General features: G+C 71.3%; 15 protein-coding genes, 1 tRNA gene and 1 pseudogene. 9 read left to right on the plus strand and 8 right to left on the minus strand.

From position 1 onward, the window contains the following. Positions 1–4 precede the first annotated feature (4 nt). Positions 5–286 (plus strand): annotated as a pseudogene (locus OG985_RS26235) (tyrosine-type recombinase/integrase); the annotation flags it as partial. A 120-nt stretch (positions 287–406) separates the two neighbouring features. Here OG985_RS26235 and OG985_RS26240 read toward each other — a convergent pair. The 3 genes from OG985_RS26240 to OG985_RS26250 all read right to left on the minus strand — a co-directional run bounded on the left by OG985_RS26240 (position 407) and on the right by OG985_RS26250 (position 4,031). Next, a tRNA-Arg gene (locus OG985_RS26240) sits at positions 407–482 on the minus strand. A gap of 52 nt (positions 483–534) precedes the next feature. Then, positions 535–2,409 (minus strand): IclR family transcriptional regulator C-terminal domain-containing protein, encoded by a 1,875-nt coding sequence (locus OG985_RS26245; protein ID WP_371670784.1) that lies wholly within the window; start codon positions 2,407–2,409, stop codon positions 535–537. 317 nt (positions 2,410–2,726) lie between these two features. Beyond that, positions 2,727–4,031 carry a M6 family metalloprotease domain-containing protein gene (locus tag OG985_RS26250; protein WP_371670785.1) on the minus strand — a complete coding sequence of 435 codons (1,305 nt, stop codon included), beginning with the start codon at positions 4,029–4,031 and terminating at the stop codon, positions 2,727–2,729. A gap of 244 nt (positions 4,032–4,275) precedes the next feature. Between OG985_RS26250 and OG985_RS26255 the strand changes: the two genes are divergently transcribed. Together OG985_RS26255 and OG985_RS26260 are read left to right on the plus strand one after the other, a co-directional pair. After that, on the plus strand, positions 4,276–4,920 hold the full coding sequence (locus OG985_RS26255; protein WP_371670786.1) for a TetR/AcrR family transcriptional regulator: 645 nt from the start codon (positions 4,276–4,278) through the stop codon (positions 4,918–4,920). Positions 4,921–5,089: 169 nt separating this feature from the next. Next, positions 5,090–6,625 carry an MFS transporter gene (locus tag OG985_RS26260; protein ID WP_371670787.1) on the plus strand — a complete coding sequence of 512 codons (1,536 nt, stop codon included), beginning with the start codon at positions 5,090–5,092 and terminating at the stop codon, positions 6,623–6,625. Positions 6,626–6,802: 177 nt separating this feature from the next. Here OG985_RS26260 and OG985_RS26265 read toward each other — a convergent pair whose 3' ends face one another. Beyond that, positions 6,803–7,312 carry a MarR family winged helix-turn-helix transcriptional regulator gene (locus OG985_RS26265; RefSeq protein WP_371670788.1) on the minus strand — a complete coding sequence of 170 codons (510 nt, stop codon included), beginning with the start codon at positions 7,310–7,312 and terminating at the stop codon, positions 6,803–6,805. A 110-nt stretch (positions 7,313–7,422) separates the two neighbouring features. Between OG985_RS26265 and OG985_RS26270 the strand changes: the two genes are divergently transcribed. Further along, positions 7,423–8,214 (plus strand): dioxygenase, encoded by a 792-nt coding sequence (locus tag OG985_RS26270; protein WP_371670789.1) that lies wholly within the window; start codon positions 7,423–7,425, stop codon positions 8,212–8,214. Between the two features lie 120 nt (positions 8,215–8,334). On the opposite strand, the gene OG985_RS26275 is transcribed toward OG985_RS26270, so the two are convergent. Further along, positions 8,335–8,865: an N-acetyltransferase family protein gene (locus OG985_RS26275; RefSeq protein WP_371670790.1), complete on the minus strand. Its 531-nt coding sequence runs from the start codon at positions 8,863–8,865 to the stop codon at positions 8,335–8,337. 169 nt (positions 8,866–9,034) lie between these two features. Here OG985_RS26275 and OG985_RS26280 point away from each other — a divergent pair, with 169 nt between their 5' ends. Beyond that, a complete protein-coding gene (locus OG985_RS26280; RefSeq protein ID WP_371670791.1) occupies positions 9,035–10,033 on the plus strand; it encodes an RNA polymerase sigma factor RpoD/SigA in 999 nt (332 codons plus the stop codon). 551 nt (positions 10,034–10,584) lie between these two features. Next, positions 10,585–11,433 (plus strand): TetR/AcrR family transcriptional regulator, encoded by an 849-nt coding sequence (locus tag OG985_RS26285; RefSeq protein ID WP_371670792.1) that lies wholly within the window; start codon positions 10,585–10,587, stop codon positions 11,431–11,433. A 162-nt stretch (positions 11,434–11,595) separates the two neighbouring features. Here the strand turns inward: OG985_RS26285 and OG985_RS26290 are convergent, their stop codons facing one another. Further along, the gene (locus OG985_RS26290; RefSeq protein WP_371670793.1) at positions 11,596–12,564 is read right to left on the minus strand and encodes a helix-turn-helix transcriptional regulator; all 969 of its coding nucleotides are present in this window, start codon (positions 12,562–12,564) and stop codon (positions 11,596–11,598) included. Positions 12,565–12,626: 62 nt separating this feature from the next. Between OG985_RS26290 and OG985_RS26295 the strand changes: the two genes are divergently transcribed. The 3 genes from OG985_RS26295 (at position 12,627) to OG985_RS26305 (ending at position 16,278) form a co-directional block, all read left to right on the plus strand. After that, positions 12,627–14,141, plus strand: a complete 1,515-nt coding sequence (locus OG985_RS26295; RefSeq protein ID WP_371670794.1) for an MFS transporter — start codon at positions 12,627–12,629, stop codon at positions 14,139–14,141. 143 nt (positions 14,142–14,284) lie between these two features. Further along, positions 14,285–14,482, plus strand: a complete 198-nt coding sequence (locus OG985_RS26300; RefSeq protein ID WP_371670795.1) for a hypothetical protein — start codon at positions 14,285–14,287, stop codon at positions 14,480–14,482. Positions 14,483–14,493: 11 nt separating this feature from the next. After that, positions 14,494–16,278 carry an HEXXH motif domain-containing protein gene (locus OG985_RS26305; RefSeq protein ID WP_371670796.1) on the plus strand — a complete coding sequence of 595 codons (1,785 nt, stop codon included), beginning with the start codon at positions 14,494–14,496 and terminating at the stop codon, positions 16,276–16,278. Between the two features lie 21 nt (positions 16,279–16,299). On the opposite strand, the gene fxsT is transcribed toward OG985_RS26305, so the two are convergent. Next, positions 16,300–20,229 (minus strand): FxSxx-COOH system tetratricopeptide repeat protein, encoded by a 3,930-nt coding sequence (gene fxsT, locus OG985_RS26310; RefSeq protein ID WP_371670797.1) that lies wholly within the window; start codon positions 20,227–20,229, stop codon positions 16,300–16,302. Then, a complete protein-coding gene (locus OG985_RS26315) occupies positions 20,205–21,221 on the minus strand; it encodes an AAA family ATPase (RefSeq protein ID WP_371670798.1) in 1,017 nt (338 codons plus the stop codon). Before OG985_RS26315 ends, fxsT begins: the two co-directional genes overlap by 25 nt. Between the last annotated feature and the right edge of the window lie 6 nt (positions 21,222–21,227).

The following is a 21,227-nucleotide window of genomic DNA, read 5'->3' on the forward strand; positions in this document are numbered from 1 at the left end:
GCCCCACAGGGAGTTGAAGCCCTGGACGCTGGACGAAACGCTGGACTGACATCCGCTCTACGCGGTCTTCGTGCTCGCCATCGCCATGGGGCTCCGGCGGGGCGAGATCATGGGCCTCCGATGGTCGGACCTCGATCTCGACAACCGGATCCTCTATGTCCGCCAGCAGACCCAGCGCCGTCGCGGCGTCCTGTACGACGACGATCCCAAGAGCCGCCGTCGCCGGGTCGTCCCATTGCCCGCGCTCTGCATCGCCCCGTTGCGCTGGCACCGGATGCGGCAGTCAGGCCATGAGCCACATGGATCGGCTGCTCAGGAAGCGTCCCGGTCGTCAGTGACCGTCCTCGTTGATGTCAAAACTGGATGTCAAAGGCCCCGGACCATGATCGGTCCGGGGCCTTTTGCCTGGTGCCCCCGGCAGGATTCGAACCTGCGACACCCGCTTTAGGAGAGCGGTGCTCTATCCCCTGAGCTACGAAGGCAGCGCTACAGGCGTCAGCGTACCGGATCTGTGGGGTGGGGTGCGGGGGTGGATCAGGTCGTGGGTACGCGGGTGAAGCGGCCTGCGACTCGGAGCTCGGCCTCGATGCGGCCGACCGTCGTCATCAGTTCCGGGAGGATGTTCTCGACGCATTCCGCCGCTGTGTGCCGGGCCGCGTGGACGGTGACGTTCGCCGCGGCGACGGCCCTGCCCGTGCGGTCGCGGACCGGGACCGCGATCGCGCGCAGGCCCTCCTCCAGTTCTCCGTCGACCAGGGCGTAGTTCTGCTCCGCGTCCGCCAGCAGTACTCGCCCGAGTGAGGTCGCGTGGGCGGGCAGTCGGGTGCCGACCGTGATGTTGACGCTCATGACGCGGGTCGTGGCCGCCCGGGCCGTGTACTGGATCTCCTCGCCCGACGGGGTCAGGATCGCCAGCGATGCCGACTCCTGGATACGCGCGGCCAGGTCCTCCAGGTGCGGGGTCGCGATCACGGGGAGAGACGTCCGGGAGGCGGGTGGGAAGCCCAGGGACAGGACCGCGGGGGTCAGCAGGAACGTGCGGTTCTCGCCCTGTCGCACCAGGCCCAGATGCTCATACGTGATCAGTGCCCTGCGTGCCGTCGCGCGGGCCAGGCCGGTCGCCCTGGCCACCTCCGTCAGCGTCGGCGACGCCCTTCCCTCGTCGAAGGCGGTCAGGATCGTCAGGCCACGGGCCAGGGACTCGATGAACTCCCTGCCGAGTTCCTGCTTCGACGCACCCGTCCAGGTCGCCAGGCCCGATGGTGCCGAGGAGGTCGAGGAGGCCGATGGGGTCGAGGAGGCCGTCGTCAGGTCCGTTTCCATCTGTGTCACCGCCGTCCGCAGCCGGGGCAGCAGGGTGTCGCGCAGGTTCGGCGCCGTGTGGCGGCTCGTGTGGCTCACCACGCTTGCCACGCAGGCCGTTCGGCCGGTCCGCGGGTCCCGTACCGGCATGGAGACGGCCACCAGACCCGGTTCGATCAGCTGGTCGTCCAGCGCCCAGCCGTCCTCCCGTGCGTCGGTGGCACGTCGTTCGAAGTCGCCGTCCGGTGAGGCGTGTTCGCGTGGTGGTACGGCAGGAAAACTCTGGTCTCTCGGGTCCGTCGCTCGCCGCTCGCGCCACCTGCGCCACTCCTCGTCCGTCCACTCCGCCGCGAACAGCGGGCCCGGCGCGGTGCGTTCGGCGGGGAGCAGGTCGCCGATGCGGAAGCTCAGGGACATCGCGCGGCGGCGGGTGGCCTGGTGGATGAAGCGGATTCCGTCGCCGTCGGCGACCGCCAGCGATACCGACTCGTCCAGTTCGTCCGCGAGGGCGTCCGCGTGTGCGGCCAGCAGCGCGGGCAGGCGCAGGGCGGCCAGGTAGGCGTTGCCCAGCTCCATGACCCGGGGGGCGAGGACCGCGTCCCGGCCGTCCAGACGGACGTAGCCCATGCGCGCGAGGGTGGACGTGATCCGGTCGACCGTGGAGCGGGCGAGGCCGGTCGCCCGCTCCAGCCCGCTCAGACTCAGCGTCCCGCCCGCCTCGGTCAGTTCCCGCAGTACGGCGATTCCCCGGATCAGGGGTGTCACGGCTTCCGCCGGTACGGCATCGGCTGCCGCCGGTACGGCATCGGCTGCCGTTGGTACGGCATCGGCTGCCGTTGGTACGGCATCGGCCTTCGACGGTACGGCCCTCGAGGGTACGGCGGTCTCCGCCGCTCCCGTCCGGGCGTCGGCCGCCTCCGGTGCGGCGGCTTCCCCCGATCCCGTCGGGGTATCGGCCTCCGCCCCTACGACCGTGCCCGCCGCGCCAGGCGCCCCCGCCCGGGTGTCCCCTCCCACCCCGCCGCCGAGGCTGTCGGCCTCGGTCGGCTCCGCACCGGTATCCGGCTCGGCGCTCTCGTCGGAGTCCATCGTGGGGGAGGCGGGCATCGGTTCTCCGGTACGGCGGTCATGGCGGACCCGGCCTACCGTAGTCCCGTTCCGCGCTGTCCAGTGCCCTCCCTCTCCGCGCTTGCGGCCGTCCCCGTCGTCGGACCCGGTCCGGCCGCTACCTGCGCTTCACCGGTAGCCGACAGCCCCCCTGTCAGGTCCGCGCCGCCCCGGTGGTCACCTGCGTATCGCCGGGATCCGGCAGTTCCGCGCGAGGTCGGCGCCCGCTCCTGTAGCCGTCTGCGCGTCGCCGTAACCCCCCGCTCCCCACGCGCCGCCGTAACCCGGCCCCCTGAGATCCGCACCCGCCCCGGTCGCTACCTCCGCGTCACCAACACCCGGTAGTTGCCCTTGAGGTCGGCGCCCGCGACCGTGATGCGGAGGCCCTTTCTCGGGTCGTTGAAGTCCTCGCCGGGGGCGAAGGGGGCGTCGGAGAGTTCCGCGTGGACGTTCGGGCTGCGGGTGCAGCCGCCGCTGTCGCGGCGGGAGTCGTACACCGTCACGGGTCCCATTCCGGTGTCGACGTCCGCGTCGACCTTGTAGATCAGTACGCCGGGGCGGCACACCGTCTCGTCGTTGCCCTCGCGGGTGCGCAGTTCGACGGCGTACCCGGTGCGGGTGCCGGCCGGGACCACGAGCAGCTTCACTCCGCCGGCCCGGGCCAGTGGTGTCAGCGTGTACTCGGTCGTGCCCGGCGTTGCCGCGCAGTGCACCTGCGAGGCGTCCAGCCAGCCCAGCTTCCATTTGTGCCAGCCGAGCAGGTCGTTGTTGGCGCCCCAGTCCTCGCTCATGATGTCCCAGTGGCCGACGGCGCCCCCGCCTTCCTGGGTGTAGAGGTCGGGCAGGCCGAAGACGTGGCCGTTCTCGTGCGGAAGGACCCGGTAGCCGGTCTGGTCGTAGGAGCCGGAGCCGTCGTCCTGGCGGGAGTAGACGAAGGAGGCGTTCGCCACCGGGACGCCGTCGGCGACCGGGGCCTCCGGGTTGCCGGCGAAGGTGACCGACAGGACCGTGTCCAGCGCGGACGGGCCGGCGTTCGGGGTGATCAGCACGTTGAGGAAGTCGTACGAGCGGAAGTCGACCTTCGGATCGGCCGTGGCCACGATGTCCTGGACCAGCCGGCGGTAGCCGGGGTCGAAGGCCGCGCCGCGCTCTATGCCGTACGCCTCGAACGGCTTGGGCATGCGCAGCCAGGTGGGTATCGGTGTCTCGGGGCGGTAGTCGAGACGGCCGTAGGAACTGGTGCGGAACCACTGCTGGGTCTGCGGGAAGAACTCGTGGAAGCGGTCGAGCGCGTTGCCGTGGCCGGGGGCGTCGGAGAAGTCGACCATCAGGGTGAGGGCGCGGACGGTGCCCGTGGAGCGGGAGTAGCCGCCGGATGTCGGGACGCCCTCGGACATCTGGACGGTCGGGCCGCTGGTCATCATGCAGGGGCTCAGCGCGGGGGAGCGGGCCAGGGAGATCGGCCCCGCTCCGGCCACCGTGGAGCCCGGGGAGAGGTGTCCGGTTCCGGCCGAGGTGCTGACCGCCAGGGTCAGCAGGGTCACGGAGGCGAGGGCGGCCACACGCCGCGGGCGTATCCGACGGCGGTGCGGCCCGCGGGGTCCCTCAGGCTGCGGCTGCATGCACGGGCCTTTCGCTGCGGGCAGCCGCCGGTCACCGGCTGCACCCTTTCGATCACCCTGTGCCGCCAGGTGGTCGGGCGCGCGTTGAGGGAGCCGAACGTGGGTTTCCCGGTGTGACTCAGGTCACAGGAAACTTCTCGAAGGCGGGAAATAACCGGGGATCGTTTCCCCGTTTAGACCTGTGTCCGCGCGAAACGGGGAAAGGCTCCCCGGATCGCCCGCCCACTCACCCGAGGAGCCCACCGTGCAGACCGCACCCGCCGTGCAGCGAAAGGTCACCCGGCCGCGCGCCGACGCGCTGCGCAACCGGGAGCGGATCGTCACCGCCGCCCAGGAGATGTTCGTCGAGTTCGGCCCTGACGTGCCGCTCGACGAGATCGCCCGCCGGGCTGGCGTCGGCAACGCCACGGTGTACCGCAACTTCCCGGACCGCGATGCTCTGGTCCGCGAGGTCGTCTGCTCGGTCATGGACCGTACGTCGGAGGCCGCCGAGCAGGGGCTCGCGGAAACCGGCGACGCCTTCGAGGCGCTGGAGCGCTTCGTGCACGCCGCCGCCGACGAGCGGATCAGCGCGCTGTGCCCGATGGTCGCCAGCACCTTCGACCAGAACCACCCCGACCTGGAGGCCGCGCGCCGGCGCGTCGAGCAGCTCGTCGAGGAACTCATGGACCGGGCGAAGACGGCCGGTCGACTCCGTACCGACGTGGGGGTGGGCGACGTGCTGGTCGCCGTGGCCCAGCTCAGCCGGCCCCCGGCCGGCACCGCCTGCCTCAGCGCCGACCGCTTCGTACACCGACACCTGCAGCTGTTCCTGGACGGACTGCGGGCCCCGGCCCGCTCCGTCCTGCCGGGAACAGCCGCGACCATGGAGGATCTGCGTCAAGCCTGAGTCATCAGTTCATCAGTTCATCGGGTCAGGTCAACTGGTTCGCTAGTTCGGCCAGTTCAGATTTCTTGATCTCGACCAGTTGAGATTCAGCTTCCCGGCAGTCGCCAACCGACGAGCCGTCCCCTTCACACACTCTTTTCCGTCACGAAGTCCCGAAGTGGGTATCCCCATGTCTGAAACAGCCGTAAAGGCTCACGGCGTCGCCGACGCCCATGCCAACCGCTGGAAAGCGCTCACGTTCATCGCGCTCGCCCAGCTGATGGTCGTCCTCGACGCGACCATCGTGAACATCGCGCTGCCCTCCGCCCAGCAGGACCTGGGTATCTCGGACGGCAACCGGCAGTGGGTCATCACGGCCTACGCCCTCGCCTTCGGCGGTCTGCTGCTCTTCGGCGGTCGCATCGCCGACCTGTGGGGCCGCAAGCGCACCTTCGTCGCCGGTCTGATCGGCTTCGCCGCCGCGTCCGCCATCGGTGGCGCGGCCACGAACGAGGCGATGATGCTCGGCGCCCGCGCCCTCCAGGGTGCGTTCGGCGCACTGCTCGCGCCCGCCGCGCTCTCGCTGCTCGCAGTGATGTTCACGGAGCCCAAGGAGCGCGCCAAGGCGTTCGGCATCTACGGCGCGATCGCCGGTGGTGGCGGCGCCGTGGGATTCATCCTCGGCGGCGTGCTCACCGAGTACATGGACTGGCGCTGGACGTTCTTCGTGAACATCCCGTTCGCGATCATCGCGGCCTCCGGCGCGTACTTCGTCATCCGTGAGCCGGCCGGTGGCCGCAACCGCTCGCCGCTCGACATCCCCGGCGTCATCCTCTCCGTGCTCGGTCTGGTCACGCTCGTCTACGCCTTCACCCGCGCCGAGTCCGACGGCTGGGGCGACTCCACGACGGTCGGCCTGTTCGTCGCCTCCGCGGTGCTGCTCGCCGCGTTCGCCGTCACCGAGTCCAAGGTCAAGGCCCCGCTGCTGCCCCTGCGCGTCATCACCGAGCGCAACCGCGGCGGCGTCTACCTCTCGCTCGGACTCGCGATCATCGCGATGTTCGGCCTGTTCCTCTTCCTGACGTACTACCTGCAGATCGTGAAGGGCTACTCGCCGGTCAAGACCGGCTTCGCCTTCCTGCCGATGATCGGCGGCATGATGGTGGGCTCCACGCAGATCGGCACCCGCCTGATGACCCGCGTCGCACCGCGCCTGCTGATGGGCCCGGGCTTCCTGGTCGCCGCGTTCGGCATGCTGTTCCTGACCCAGCTGGAGATCGGCTCCTCGTACTCCGGCGTGATCCTGCCGGGCATGGTGCTGCTCGGTCTCGGCATGGGTACGGCGTTCATGCCCGCCATGTCCCTGGCCACGTTCGGCATCGAGCCGCGTGACGCCGGTGTCGCCTCCGCGATGGTCAACACCTCGCAGCAGGTGGGCGGCGCGATCGGTACGGCCCTGCTGAACACGATCGCCGCCTCGGCGACGACCTCGTACATCAAGGACCACATCGCCGGCGCCGGCTCGAAGACCCAGCAGCAGCTGGTTCAGCTGGAGGGACAGGTGCACGGTTACACCAACGCCATCTGGTTCGCCGTAGGGATCCTGGTGCTCGCCGCGACGATCGCCGCGACGCTCATCAACACCGGCCGCCCGGGCAGCACCACGGTGGCGGGTTCCGCGGAGGGCGTCGAGGACGAGCTGGCAGTGCCGGTCGCCATGCACTGACGGCCACCGGCCACCAGCCGGTAGCCAGTGGTTACCGCTACCGGCTACCTGCCACCGGCCAGTTGGACCCGCTTCGGATTCGCCACACCCGTGCGTACGGGGAAGGGGACGCCCCGCACGCACGACCCGCACGTACGACCCTGACGGACCTGCCCTGGTATCCGGCTGAACGGAGGTTCAGCGGAGCCAGGGCAGGTCCGCACCCGCTCCGTTCGGCTGGAGTCCCTCGGCGAGGATCTGCATGATCTCGCCGAGGGACTTCTGCTGTTCCGGGGTGAGCCGCTCGAACACCGCCTGCCGTACGGCGGTCACGTGGCCCGGGGCGGTCCGCCGCAGGACGTCGGCCCCCTCGTCGGTCAGTACGGCGAACTGGCCCCGCTTGTCGGAGGGGCAGTCCTCGCGGCGCACCCAGCCGTTCCGCTCCAGGCGCGCGACGGCGTGGGAGAGACGGGACCGGGTGATCTTGGCCATCATGGCGAGCTCGGTCATCCGCAGCCGGCGGTCAGGGGACTCGGCGAGCTTGACCAGCAGGCCGTAGTAGATGTGCGGCATGCCCGCGTCGCGCTGAAGCTGGCGGTCGAGATGGTCCTCGAGCAGGGTGGAGGCGTCGATGTAGGAGCGCCAGACGCGCTGCTCCTCGTCAGTGAGCCAGCGAGGCTCTTCAGCGGATGTGGATGCCGTGTTCATGTACTCCACTGTACGAGAGGTCTCCTTGAATATTAAACAAACGCGGCGTACTCTCTGTACTGGATACGTTGAGAGTTCAAGTAGTTGATTCTTCCGAGGGAGTAGACGCCATGTCCGCCGCCATCCAGGAGCGCATGCCCGCCCTCTATCTCAGCCACGGCGCGCCGCCCCTGGCGGACGACCCCGTGTGGCCCGGCCAGCTCGCCACCTGGTCCAAGGACCTGCCCCGCCCCAAGGCGATCCTCATGGTCTCCGCCCACTGGGAGGAGGCCCCGCTCGCCCTCGGCGCCACCACGACCGTCCCTCTCGTGTACGACTTCTGGGGATTCCCCGAGCACTACTACCAGGTCCAGTACACGGCCCCGGGTGCCCCCGAACTCGCCGAGTCCGTACGCAAGCTGCTGCGCGCCCCGGGCATGCCGGTGCAGGACATCCCGGACCGCGGCCTCGACCACGGCGCCTACGTCCCGCTCGTCGAGATGTTCCCCGCGGCCGACATCCCGGTCCTGCAGATCTCCATGCCGACCCTCGACCCGGTGAAGCTCATGGAGATCGGCCGCACCCTGGCGCCCCTGCGCGACGAGGGCGTACTGATCGTCGGCTCCGGCTTCTTCACCCACAACCTGGCCGCGCTGCGGCACACGGGCGGGGGAGTGCCGACCTGGTCCTCGGAGTTCGACGACTGGGGCCACCGCGCCCTGGAGACCCGTGACTGGGACGCCCTGCTCGACTTCCTCCACAAGGCCCCGGCCGGCCGGTACGCCCACCCGCGCACGGAGCACTTCGCCCCGCTGTTCGTGACCATGGGCGCGGCGGAGGCCGGCGGCGAGCTGGACGCGCAGAAGTCCGTGATCGACGGGTTCTGGATGGGGATGGCCAAGCGGTCGGTGCAGTTCGGCTGACGGGTGCGGGCGCCCCGCCCGGGTCGCCCATGCCTGCGCCTGCCGGGGGATCGGCCGGGCCCTCGCTGTACGGGGGCCTGCTGTGGCGGCCCGCCGTACGGTGCCCGCTGTGGCGTCGGCTCAGAGTTCCTTCTCGTACCAGGCCACGTCCCAGTAGCGGCCGAACTTGCGGCCCACCTCCGCGTACGTGCCGACGTGCCGGAAGCCGAAGCGTTCGTGCAGTCGCACGGACGCTTCGTTCGGCTGGGCGATGCCGGCGTAGGCGCGGTGCAGGTCCTCGTCGGCGAGCGCCGCGAAGAGGGCCTTGTAGAGCAGCGTGCCGATGCCGCGGCGGCCCGCGTGCGGAGCGACGTAGACCGTGGTCTCCACCGAGGTCCCGTACGCCGGCTTCGCGCGGTAGGGACTGGATGTGGCGTATCCGAGAATCTCCTGTGAGATCTCCCCCGGGGCCGTCATCGTGGCAACCATCAGCGGGTACGGCCCGTCTACAGGGTGGGAGAGCAGCCAGGGGCGGCGCTCCTCCGGGGAGAATGCGGCGGTGTCGAAGGTGACGGCCGTCTCACGTACGTAGTGGTTGTAGATGTCGGTGAGAGCGTCGAGGTCGGCCTCGACTCCCGGCCTGACCTGGACCTCTGTACGTGCCGACGACATCGTGCCTCCCGTGTGGCGGGACAGGGTACTGCATGATCAGAAAAACAGGGATGCCGGTTGGGAATTCTGTCCGGATTCCAGTCGTTGTTTCCTTCGGATGCAGGGCACCCGAGGAGAGTGCCGAGCGTCTGAGAGACCACCGCTGAACCACCATCGCAAGGGAGCACGCATGGCAACCCGTGCCGTCGCCCGTCGACAGTCCGCCACCGGCGAGACCAACGACGCGCCACGCAGTGTTCGCGCCCATGGCGGCGAGATCGCCGACCGCGACCTGGTCGGCATGTACCTCGACGAGATCGCGCGTACACCGCTGCTCGACGCCGCCAAGGAAGTCGAGCTGTCACAGATCATCGAGGCGGGTGTGTTCGCGCGGCAGGTCCTCGACGGGTTCGAGGAGTCGAAGGCGGACGCCACCCGCGAGGAGCTGGAGGCACTGGTCGCCGAGAGCGAGCGGGCCAAGGACGTCTTCATCCGTTCCAACCTCCGACTGGTCGTGGCCGTGGCCCGCCGCTACCCCCGTAGCGGCCTGCCCCTGCTCGACCTGGTCCAGGAGGGCAACGCCGGTCTGGTGCGCGCGGTCGAGAAGTTCGACTACCGCAAGGGCTTCAAGTTCTCGACGTACGCCACCTGGTGGATCCGCCAGGCCATCACGCGGTCGATCGCCGACCAGTCGCGCACCATCCGCCTGCCCGTCCACCTGGTGGAGGAGCTGGGCCGGATCCGGCGCGTGCAGCGCGAGTTCAACCGTGAGAACGGCCGGGACCCGGAGCCCGCGGAGATCGCCGCCGAGCTCGGCTCGACGCCGGCCCGTGTGACGGACGTCCTGGACTGGGCCCGCGACCCGGTATCGCTGAACATGGCGGTCGACGACGACGGGGACACCCAGTTCGGCGACCTCCTCGAGGACACGTCGGCGGTCTCGCCGGAGCAGTCGGTACTCACCCTGCTGCGCAGCGAGGAACTGGACGACCTCATCGGCCGCCTCGACCAGCGCACGGCCTCGATCATCAAGATGCGCTACGGCATCGACGACGGCCGGGAGCGCACGCTGACCGAGGTGGGCAAGGAGCACGGCCTGACGCGCGAGCGCATCCGTCAGATCGAGAAGCACGCCCTGCTGGAGCTGAAGAAGCTGGCGCGCTCCACCGGGTTCGACGCGGCGGCGTGACGGTCGAAGCGGCGGCGTGACAGCCGGTCGTTTTCGTTGCCGGTCCGTGATGTGTCGCTTCGCGACTGCGGGGTAGCAGCGGGAGCGGAGGGGCGCGTTTGACACGACTGGCGCCGGATGGCGTACGACGGCCTGGGCCGCGTACGCCGGGTGGCGAAAGACGGCGCAAACATGGCGCGTAACGCCGCTTCAACCGACACGGGCCCGGGAACAAGACCTCAGGGCCCGGGAGTTCGGATGCTTTTCCCTGATGTTCGAGTCCGGGGGCAAGTCCCCTGACTCCTTGAGCCAAGTCCCGACGCACACCCCCCCCGGCGCCGGGACTCTCCACCAGCCGGGCTCCGGCGACCCTCCCCCCGGGCGCCGGAGCCCGGCTGACTTATGCGCTGTCAGAGCTGTCAGCTTTGCTAGAGAGGCCAGCTCTGTCAGAGCGGTCAGATGGGGGCGGCGGGGCAGTCGGGGCGTATGGGGACGGCGGGGCACCCCGTACCTGAACCCCGGGGTGGCCCGCCGAATGGCAGATTGTGTCACATGGGCATAGCCTGCCGAATGTGCGTCTCCCCACCTCTGCCTCCCCGACCCCACCTGCCACCGCGGCCACCTCGCTCACGGAACGCCGTAAAGCCGCGACCAGGATGGAGATCGCCCGCGCGGCGGCCGGTCTCTTCGTCAAGCACGGTCTGCGTGCCACCCGCGCCGAGGACATCGCCCAGGCGGCGGGCATCGCCCCGCGCACCTTCTACCGCTACTTCGCCACAAAGGAGGAGGCGGTCGCCCCGCTCTACGCGGCAGGCGCGCAGCGCTGGGCGGAGGCGGTGCGCGAGGCACCCGCCGACCTGTCCCTGGCGCAGGCCCTGGAACACGGCGTACGGCACACGCTGACGCCCGGTGTCGGCGTCTCGGCGAGCTCCTGGGAATGGGTCCGCACCCTGATCCGCCTCGCGGAGGCGAGCCCCGCCCTGCGCAAGGTGTGGGCGGAGGTCTGCCACACCTCGGAACGGACCCTGGCGGAGGTACTGCGGGAACGGGTGACGCGGCCGGGCCACGACGACAACGTTGCCGAGCGGGAGAACCGGGTGGGGGCAGGAGCGGGGGCAGGAGCCGTTCCCGGTTCCGAGACCGGCTCAGGCACCGGGGCTGGTTCCGGTTCCGAGACCGGCTCCGGCACCGGGGCTGGTTCCGGCTCGGGTTCCGTGAGTGAGCCGCCCGTTGTCCCGCACGCGGGGCTGCGCTTCGCCGCTGCCGCCGCGAGTGCCGTCGTACGCACGGCTGTCGAGGGCTGGGCGGCCGGGGACGCGGCCGCCGGCGGGCCGGAGGGGCCGGCCGCGGTGGCGCTGCGGAACCTGGCGGCGCTGCGGGACTTCCCCTGGGAGACGGTGGTGGACCGGCGCGAGACGTGACGGTCCGACGTTCGGGGGTCCGCTCGTCGGCGACGGTCCCACCTATCCGTGTCTCGGTGACGGTCCCCTCCACCTGTCCACTCGTCGGCGACGGTCCCCCTCCACCTAGCCACTCGTCGGACGGTCCACCTCCACCTGTACCGGTGCACGGTGCGGCGTCGATCAGGCGCCCCCCGCCGCCCGCACCAGCCGTCCTCCCAGCTCCCGTACGCGCCGCACGAGTTGCTCCGGCTCCTCGACCGTGAACTCGATCTCCAGCATCGCCAGCCGTACCGCCAGCCACTCCACCGAGTCCCCGGCCGTGCCGCGCAGCCGGCAGCTGCGCTCGTCGAGGGGTTCGGGCGTGCCGAGCCAGGACGGCAGCCGGGGTGCGACCGCCTCGGCGGGGGCGGCGAAGGTGACGGTGAACTCGTATGTCTCCTGCCGCCGGTACATCGACTGCCTCAGGTACTCTGCCGCGTCGCCCGTCGGCAGCTCCCGGGGAGTGAACCGGGCCCCGGTCGCGAACGGCTCGCTCACCCGGTCCACGCGGAAGGTGCGCCAGTCGTCGCGGTCGAGGTCGTACGCGACGAGGTACCAGCGGCGCCCCGTCGACACCAGTCGGTACGGCTCCGTCACGCGCCGCGAGCCCGTGCCGTCCTTGGCGCGGTAGGCGAACCGCAGGCGTTCCCGCCCGGCCACCGTCGAGGCCATCACGGTCAGTGTCTCGGGTGCGATGCTCGCCCCGTCCCCGCTGGTCAGCGGTGTTGTCGCGGCCTGGAGGGTGGAGACGCGGTGGCGGAGACGGGACGGCAGGACCTGCTCCAGCTTGGCCAGGGCCCGCACCGACGCCTCGTCCACGCCCTCGACGGCGTGCCCGGCCCCGGCCCGCAGCCCGACCGCGATCGCCACCGCCTCCTCGTCGTCGAGCACGAGCGGCGGCATCGCCTTGCCCGCGACCAGCCGGTAGCCGCCGTCGGCCCCCTTGCTGGCCTGCACGGGATAGCCGAGCTCGCGCAGCCGGTCGATGTCGCGCCGGACCGTACGACGGGACACCCCGAGTCGTCCGGCGAGCTCGCCGCCGGGCCATTCGCGGGGCGTCTGGAGGAGGGAGAGAAGCTGGAGGAGCCGGGCCGGGGTGTCCGTCGTCATGAGGTCGAGGATGCCGTAGATCTAGGACATGATCTGACCTATTGGGGTCATAGCTTGGGGGCATGAACTCCACCGAACCCCTTGTGGACAGCTCGGCCCTCACGGCGGACCGCCGCCGCTGGTTCGCCCTCGCGATCGTGATGACCGCGGCCTTCATGGACCTCGTCGACGTCACGATCGTCAATATCGCGATCCCGTCGATCCAGCAGGACGCGGGCGCCTCCTTCAGCCAGATCCAGTGGATCACCGCCGGTTACGCGCTCGCCTTCGCAGCCGGTCTCATCACCGGCGGGCGGCTCGGCGACATCCACGGCCGCAAGCGGCTGTTCCTCGTCGGCATCGGCGGCTTCACGATCGCCTCCGCACTGTGCGGCTTCGCCGCCAACCCGGAGATGCTGGTCGCCTCGCGCATCCTGCAGGGCGGCATGGCGGCCATGATGGTGCCGCAGGTTCTGTCGATCGTCCACGCGACCTTCCCGGCACACGAGCGGGGCAAGGTCTTCGGGCTCTTCGGCGCGGTCGTGGGCCTGGGGGCGGTGTCCGGGCCGCTGCTCGGCGCGCTGCTGACGGAGTGGAACCTGTTCGGGCTGGAGTGGCGGCCCATCTTCCTGATCAACCTGCCGGTCGGCATCGCGGGCCTGATCCTCGGCCGCCGCTTCATCGCCGAGTCCAAGGCGCCGAAGGCGCTCAAGCTGGACCTCGTCGGGGTCGCCCTCGTCATCCTGGGCCTGCTGATGCTGCTCTACCCGCTGACCCGCGGCCGTGAGCTGGGCTGGCCGCTGTGGGGGTACGTCTCGATGGCCGGCGCGTTCGTCGTCTTCGCGGCGCTGGTGGCGTACGAGCGGCGCAAGGCCGCCCGCGACGGCTCCCCGCTCATCGAACTGTCGCTGTTCAGGGTGAAGAGCTTCGCGGCCGGCATCGCGGTGCAGACCGTCTTCGGGGTCGCGCTCGGCATCTTCTTCCTGGTGTGGACGCTGTACATGCAGGTCGGCCTGGGATGGAGCCCGCTGCGCGCGGGACTGACCGGGGTCCCCTTCTCGATCGCCGTCTCGGCGGCGGCCGGCCTGTCGGTCCAGCAACTGGTCCCGCGCTTCGGGCGCAAGGTGCTCCAGGCCGGCGCGCTGGTGATGGGCGCGGGCGTGCTGCTCTACATCTGGGAGTCCGACCGGTACGGCATGTCGATCGCCTCCTGGCAGATGGCCCTGCCCCTGGTCGTGATGGGCCTCGGCATGGGTCTGATCGTCGCCCCGCTGACGGACGCGGTGCTCTCCGACGTACCGCGCGAACACTCGGGGTCGGCGTCCGGCCTCATCAACACCGTGCAGCAGATGGGCAACGCGCTCGGTCTCGGCCTGGTGTCCGTCGTCTTCTTCGGCACCATCGGCGACGACCTGCGCCCCGCCGACACGGGCCCGGCCTTCGTGAACGGCTTCCAGCACGCGCTGGTCTGGGTGGCCGCGGTGATGGGCGTGATCTTCCTGCTGATGTTCGCGCTGCCCGGGCGACCGGCCCAGCACGTCGAGGGCGGGGACGGCCGGCTTCCGGCGGGGGAGAGGGAGGCGGCGCTCGTGGGCTGAGGCCGGCCCTGGCTGAGACGCGAGTGGCGCCCGTCCTCCACTGCCGGAGGGCGGGCGCACCGTCGTACCGGCCATCCGGCCGGGGCGCCGACGGCCGCTTGCCGGGTAGGGGTGGCCACACCTTGGTGCGGTACCGTGACGCCATGTCATCGAGGGAACACGTCACCCCCAGTGCGGCGACGGCGCCGGAGGTGGCGCGACCGTGGCTGCCCGCACTGTCGGTTCTGTCCCTGGAGGAGCTCACAGCCCTCGAACGCACCGATCTGCTGCCGTCGGCCGAACGCATGCGGCACCAGGTCGGCCGTCCCGTGTCGACCATCGCGGGCAGCGACGGCGGCTGACCTCTGTGCCGATGCGCCTCCACCACCTTTCCGGCCCCGTCCTGCGCTCCCTGAACTCCGTCACCGAACACGAGGACGCCGTCACCTTCCTGCTGGACACGGAAGTGAGCCGCCGGCTTCTTCTGCTGCGGATGATCCTGGACGCCGGTGCCGAGGTCCCGCACGGCGACGCCTCGGAGTTGACGCGGGCGTGGCAGCTGCTGGAATCCGCCGAGCGGGCGGACCCGGCGTCGTTCCGCAGGGCACTTCTCGAACCGCAGGTCGGTGTGTGGGCGGCGACCCTGGTGCGCAGACTGTCCCGACCGGATCCACAGGCCGCCGCGGGAGAGGCCCCGCTCCGAGTGGAGCTGGGCTTCCTCGCCCAGTTGGCGGCGGCCGTGTTCGTCACCGCCGGCGTCGACTTCTACGCGCGGGTGCCCCTGTGGGACGGCCAGGTGATCCTGCCGGGCCTCGGACGGGCGACCGTCCGCGGCGAGGGCTGGAGTACGGCCGAGGTCTCGGCGCGCGACGGCGTGGTCCGGGTCGCCGCGGGCGGTACGACCACAACCCTCCCCCAGGACGTGGAGAGCGACGCGCCGGGGTGGGAGGGGCTGCGCAAGCTCCGCGCCGAGCATGCCGGAGTGGCCGTCACGGTCACGCTCGACGACCTCGGCCCCGGTGCGCCGGTGCCGGCGCTCCGCCGGGCCGGTCGGCTGTCCCCGGCGCGGTTCGTGCGCTGGCAGGACTGGTTCGGGCGTATGTGGCCGGAACTGGTGGAGGGCCATCCGGACAGTGCGCGGGCGCTGGCCGCCGGTCTGCTGTCCGTGGTGCCGCTGGCGCGGGGCGAGCGGCTGCGGGCGCGAGCGGCTTCGTCGAGTGACGCGTTCGGATGCGTGCTGCTGTCCGAGCCGGATGCGGACGACGACGTCCTCCCGGCGCAGCTCGGCGTCGCGCTCGTGCACGAACTGAGGCACAGCCTCCTCAACGGCCTTGCCTTCCTCACGCCACTGTTCGAAGAACGCGGCGAGCTGTTCCACACCCCGTGGCGCGACGACCCTCGCCCCATCGGAGGTCTCGTGCACGGGGCGTACGCCTTCTCGGGCGTCGCGCACTACTGGCGCACGCGAGGCACGGACGGGCTCGCGGGCTTCGAGTTCGCGCTGTGGCGCGATGCCGTACGTGCCGTGCTCGAAACGCTGCTGGACCACCCCGCCCTCACCCCGTCGGGCAGCGCACTGGTGACCGCGCTGTACGAACAGACCTCAGGCTGGCGAGAGGACCAGGTAAGCCCACGCGAACAACGCCTCGCCCATCTCGCGGCCACTCACCACCAAGCCACCTGGCGTGTCCACCACCTGCACACCCCGACGGCGCACGCGCGGGAACTGACGGCCGCGTGGTGCGAGGGACGACGAGGGGTGCGGGGCGGGACGGAGCCCGAACTCCGTGTCGACCCCCACGCCCGCCGGCTCGACTCCCTGGCCTTGCTGGCCCGCCTCAGTCTCGTCGCTCCCGCGGAGTTCGAGGCACTGCGTCAGGTGGACGATCCGGCACATCTCCTGCCCGGGGTGGCTCGAGCCGACGTGGCTCTGATGGACGGCGACGCGGAGACCGCGGTCAAGTTGTACGCGGAGGAGCTCACCGGTCCGGGCGGCAGACAGGCGGCCTGGGCCGGGCTGGGCCTGGCGTTGGCCGAACGCGGCGAGGCGGCTGCCGGGGCCGCGCTCGTCGAGCACCCCGAACTGGCCGTGGCCGTCAGCCGCTCACTGCCCACCCCGCCGGATCCGGTGGCCCTGGCCCACTGGCTGGCGGGGTAGGCCACCCGAACCACCCCGCGGTCACAGCGGCATCGGGTCGATGTCGCAGTCCGCGCGACGGTTCCAGTCGGCCACCTGCGCGACCGCGGGATGTCCGCCGCCCAGTCTGCGGCTCAGCCGTTCGAGCGTGTCGCCGCGGAGCGTGTCCGCCTCCTCGGCCCGCCCCACGGAGTGCAGGTCCATCGCGAGGTTCGCCGCGCAGGCCAGGGTCGAGGGGTGCTCCTCGTCGAAGACCTGCCGGGAACGGCGCAGCGTCTCGGTGTCCAGGTCGAGAGCGCCTGCCGCGTCACCGAGGGCGTGATGGTCACTGGCGAGATTGGTGCGGCACACCAGCGTGGAGGGATGTGTCGCACCGAGCGTCGCCGTGAGCTGCCGCAGGGCCAGTGTGTCGATGTACTGAGCGGTTGCCGCGTTCCCCAGCAGCCGATAGGTGATCGCCAGGTTCACGGCGGCCGAAAGGGCGTGCGGGTGACTCTTTCCGTACGTCTGCTCGTACCGGCCGCAGATCTCCGTGCCGAGCGCCAGCGCCTCGTCGAGGCTTCCCCGGTGCCGCAGATGGATGGTCAGTTCCAGGGTCGCGGCCAGGGACTCGGGGTTGCGGTCGCCGTACCGGCGCACGAGTTCCGTGCGGATCTGCTGCGCGGTGTCCGCGGCCTCCTCGTGCGCTCCTGCCTTGCGCAGTGCGACGGCGAGGTGACGGACGCAGGACAGGGTGAACGGATTGCTGCCGCCCAGCAGGTTGGACGCCTGCTCGGTGATCTCGCGGTGATACGTCAGGGCCGCGTCGTAGTCGCCGAGTTCCCGCTGATCGACGATCACGCTCAGCCAGGTGCGCAGCGAGTCCACGCGGTCCTGGCCGAAGACCTGCGTGCGGTTGTGCCAGGTCTCCTGGTCCAACTCCAGCGCCCGGGCGAAGTCGCCCACCAGGCGCAGACTCACACCGAGGTTGTGCGCTGCGCGCAGCGTCTCCGGATCGTCTGGCCCGATCAACTCCAGGTACTGCCGGTGCACCGCCTCCGACAGCTCCAGGGCCTCCGTGAAAGCGCCCCGTACCCGGTGGTCGATGGCGACGTTGCCGAGGGCGGCCAGAGTGTCCTGGTGGTGGGGGCCCACCGACCTGCGGTATGCCTCCAGTACCGCCGCGTTGAGGTCGGCGGCCTCCGGGTAGCGGCCCATGCTGAACAGCAGGAAACCCAGCAGGCGGGCGACCTGCAGGGTCTGTGAGTGCTCCTCGCCCAGCCGGGCGGACCAGGTGTCGTGGGCGGTGCGGGCCAGTTCCAGGCAGGACTCGTAGTCGCCCCAGCGGAGCAGGTACGTGACTTCGTTGACCACCAGGTTGCGGACCCACGTCTCGTCCGACTGGACCGCGCCGGAGACGACCACGTGGGGATAGAGGGCTCCGTAGCGATCCCACCGGAGCGCGTCGTTGGGATCGTTGGGATCACTCGCCGCCAGCAGCAGGTGGGCGCCCCGCCGCATGACCGTGCGGTCCTCCTCCGTCATCCGGAACTGCAGCGCGGCCTGCACCAGCCGGTGCATCTGGAGGGAGTTGTTGCGGTGGTTGAAGCGGGCCAGCGAGTAGCGGCCGATCTCCCGGATGACCTGGCCGAGCCGGATCGGATCCTCCAGTGCCGCGTCCAGCTCGGGGGCGATGGAGCCGCGCTGCATGCGTGCGAGCAGGCCGCGCGCGATCGGTTCGGGGGCGCAGAAGGAGCACACCTGGAGCAGCTGGTAGGCGGCGGGGCTCTTGGCCTCCAGCTGGTCCAGTGAGATGTTCCAGGCCGCTATCACCGGGTGTTGGGTGCCGAGGGGCGCGGTGCCTCGCAGCAGGTCGACGCGCTTCTCCTCGAGCAGGCGCAGGTACTCGTCCACGGGCATGCCCGTCTCGGCGTGCCAGGCGGCCGCCTGCTCGATCGCGAGGGGCAGGTCGCCGAGCGCCTCCGCCAGCCGGTCGGCGTCCCGGTCGCTGATCTCCGGCCCGCGCACCTGCAGCAGCTGTTTACTCTCCGCCCGCGTGAAGACGTCGACCTCCAACGGCCTTGCCAGAGAGGCCCATTGGGGGTTGCGGGAGGTGATGAGGATGTTGCCCGGTCCGCCGACCGGGAAGAACGGCCGTACGGCCTCGGGACTTTCGGCGTTGTCGAACACCAGCAGCCAGTTGGCGAACGGGACCCCGATGCGCAGGGACTCCAGGACCTGGGCGACGGTCGAGGAGGCGTCGGAGCCGGGCTGGAGTCCGAGCCGCGGGGCCAGTTCCACGAGGGACAGGGAGATCTGCGCGGTGCGTTCGGCGGAGATCCACCAGATCACGTCGTACTCGCTCATGCGGCGGTAGAGGTACTCCACCGCCAGCAGGCTCTTGCCCACTCCGCCCATGCCGTGCAGGGCGTGGGGCAGTACGGCGGTCTCCTTCTCCCGCAGCAGGCGCTGGTGCAGTGCGTCGAGGAGCGCCTCGCGGCCGGTGAAGTTCGGGTTTCTGGGCGGGATGTTTCCCCAGACCGTGGGCGTGTTGCTGGCGCGTTCGCCGCCCACCGTGCTCGCCGGGGCCTGCTGCGGCATCACCGGCCTCCTCTTCCCCTGGGTCGTCGGACCGTCGGCGTCGCCCCGGAGCGGGGCGACGGCATCGCTGGGTGCTGCGGGTGCGGTGGTGCCCTCGTGCCCGGTGCGCTGCCGGTGCTCCCGGTGTGCGGCGAGAGCCGCGTCCACCTCCGCGGCCGGCCTCAGGAGCGGGCCGGACAGCGCGTGGAGTACGGCGCTCTCCGCCATGAGCCATGGCTCGGACTCCTCGTCGAGCGGCGGGAGTTGCGGTACGGCGACCCCGCGCAGCAGCCGAGGCAGTCGCCACAAGTGTTCCCCGCCGGGTCCGCCGCGATCCCCCACCAGCTCGACGACTCGCAGCAGATCCGTACGGCGTCCTGCGGCCAGCAGCTCCTCGCGCACGCCGGTCGTGAACTCGAAGGCGACGAAGGGGCCGTCCACCGGCCGGATCAGGTCGTACGTCAGAAGCTGGGCGAAGTCGGCGAGTGAGCCGTCCGGCAGCAGCGCGCCCTGCACCTCCCGGATCAGCTGCCCGCGCAGCGGTAGGGCGGCGAGCAGCGTGGCCAGCGTGAAGACGTTCCGGGTCACCGAGGAGCGGAAGCGCGCCACCCGTGCTCCGGCGTCCTCGGACGGCTCGCCCTCGGAGCGGGCGGGCACGCCCGCACGGGGAAACATCACCGTCAGCGGCAGCCAGGCGGGCCGCGTCGCGCCCAGCAGGCCGGACCAGGCGTCCAGCCAGCGCGGAGCGAGTTCGAGCACCGGGACGGGCACGTCGGGCCCGCTGCCCGGCGGGAGGCCGCCCGGGTCCGGGCCGAGTCCGCGCGCACGCCACCGCAGCCGGTGGTTCGCCGCTCCGGGAGCGGGCGAACGCAGCAGCACCTGCCAGTGACGCAGTCCCGTCGCGGGCCACACCGGGTGCGGCAACAGGTGGATCAGCGCGACCGGCCCGGCCTGGCCCCGGCGGCGCAGCCACGGTTCGACCGCGTGGGTGTGCCACCGGGGGCCCGCGCCGTCGGTGACGAGCAGGGTCAGCCGGCGGCCGGCGCCGTGCCGCGGCAGCGTCGCCGGATCGGCATCACGGCCGTACGGCAGCCGGTGTGCGGTGATCCGCCCGAAGGCGCCGGAGCGGTGCAGCGCCGACGCGAGGGCGTGGACTGTCTCCCGCCAGATGTCCATGGTCGGACCGGAGTCGGACACCACGGCCACGTCCCAGGGGCGTCCGGTTCCGTGCCGGAGGGCCGCGCCGGTGCGCACGAGGGAGTTCGCGAGTCCCTGCGGAAGCGCGGAGGGAAAAGGGCGGTCGGCCGTTCTCCGCGGGGCCCGCCGGACAGCCGTGCTCGGTGGCTCGCGGTCGGCCGGAGCGGACAGCGGCTCCTTCCGGCGCCCGGTCACGACTCCTCCGGCGCGGTCCATCGCCACAGGGTGCCCACGGCCTCCTGCCAGCTCCGCCCCTGCGCCGCCACCGCTTCCAGGACGCCGTCGGCCGCCAGCTGGAGGGCGTCCAGGAACCGTTCCACGACGGGCCCCTCGGTGCGGGCGGCCTGTTCGAGGAAGGCGTCCACCACGTCCGGCGCGGGGGTCCGGCCCGGGCCGTCCGCCGGGAAGCGGCCGGCGGCGATGGCGCGCAGGAGGCCGGGGGAGGGCCGGGTCGTCCGCAGGGTGACGCAGCGGCGTAGGAGGTCGAACGGCAGGTCGCGGTCACCCGTGGTCGTGATGACCACGACAGGGAAGGCGTGGCACCGGACCGTTCCGCCCGGAAGCGGCACCGTGACGGCCGGATCGTCGAACGTCGCCATGTGTACGGTGCCGTCGGCGTCGCCCGGCGGGAGGCCGGTCGGGCCTGTCGCCGGGCCGGTCAGGACGGTCGGTGGGCTGGGCGGAAGGCTGCCGGTCAGCGGGAAGCCGCCGGCCGTGAGCACCGTGCACAGGTCCTCCGGCAGGGCGATCTCGGCCCGGTCCAGCTGGTCGATCAGCAGCACACGGGGGCGGCGGTGGGGCAGGAAGGCGGTGCCGAGCGGTCCGAGCCGGGCGTCACCGGCGTACAGCCCCTCCCGGAGCGTGCTCAGACTGGTGATCTGCCAGCGCAGCACGCGGCCGAGACCGAGTTCGCGGCTGATGCGGTACGCCAGGGAGGACTTGCCGGTGCCCGGCTCGCCCATGACGAGCAGCGGGCGGCGCAGATGCAGGGCCGCGTTGACCCTGGCGACCTCCTCCCGCACCGGTTCCAGCGGCTGGGGAACGTTGCCCAGTACGACGGGGGCGTACGGGTCGTCGGAGGGCGGCGCCGGCAGATCGGGCCCGCCGCCGAAGGAGCGCCAGCCCGGCGGCTCGGGCCAGTCCTCCGTCCCGGTGCCGGCGTGGCCGGTGCCCCGGTAGATCCCCCACGACTCGCTGTTCGACGGCATGAACGG

Source organism: Streptomyces sp. NBC_00289 (assembly GCF_041435115.1).
Classification (GTDB): Bacteria; Actinomycetota; Actinomycetes; order Streptomycetales; family Streptomycetaceae; genus Streptomyces.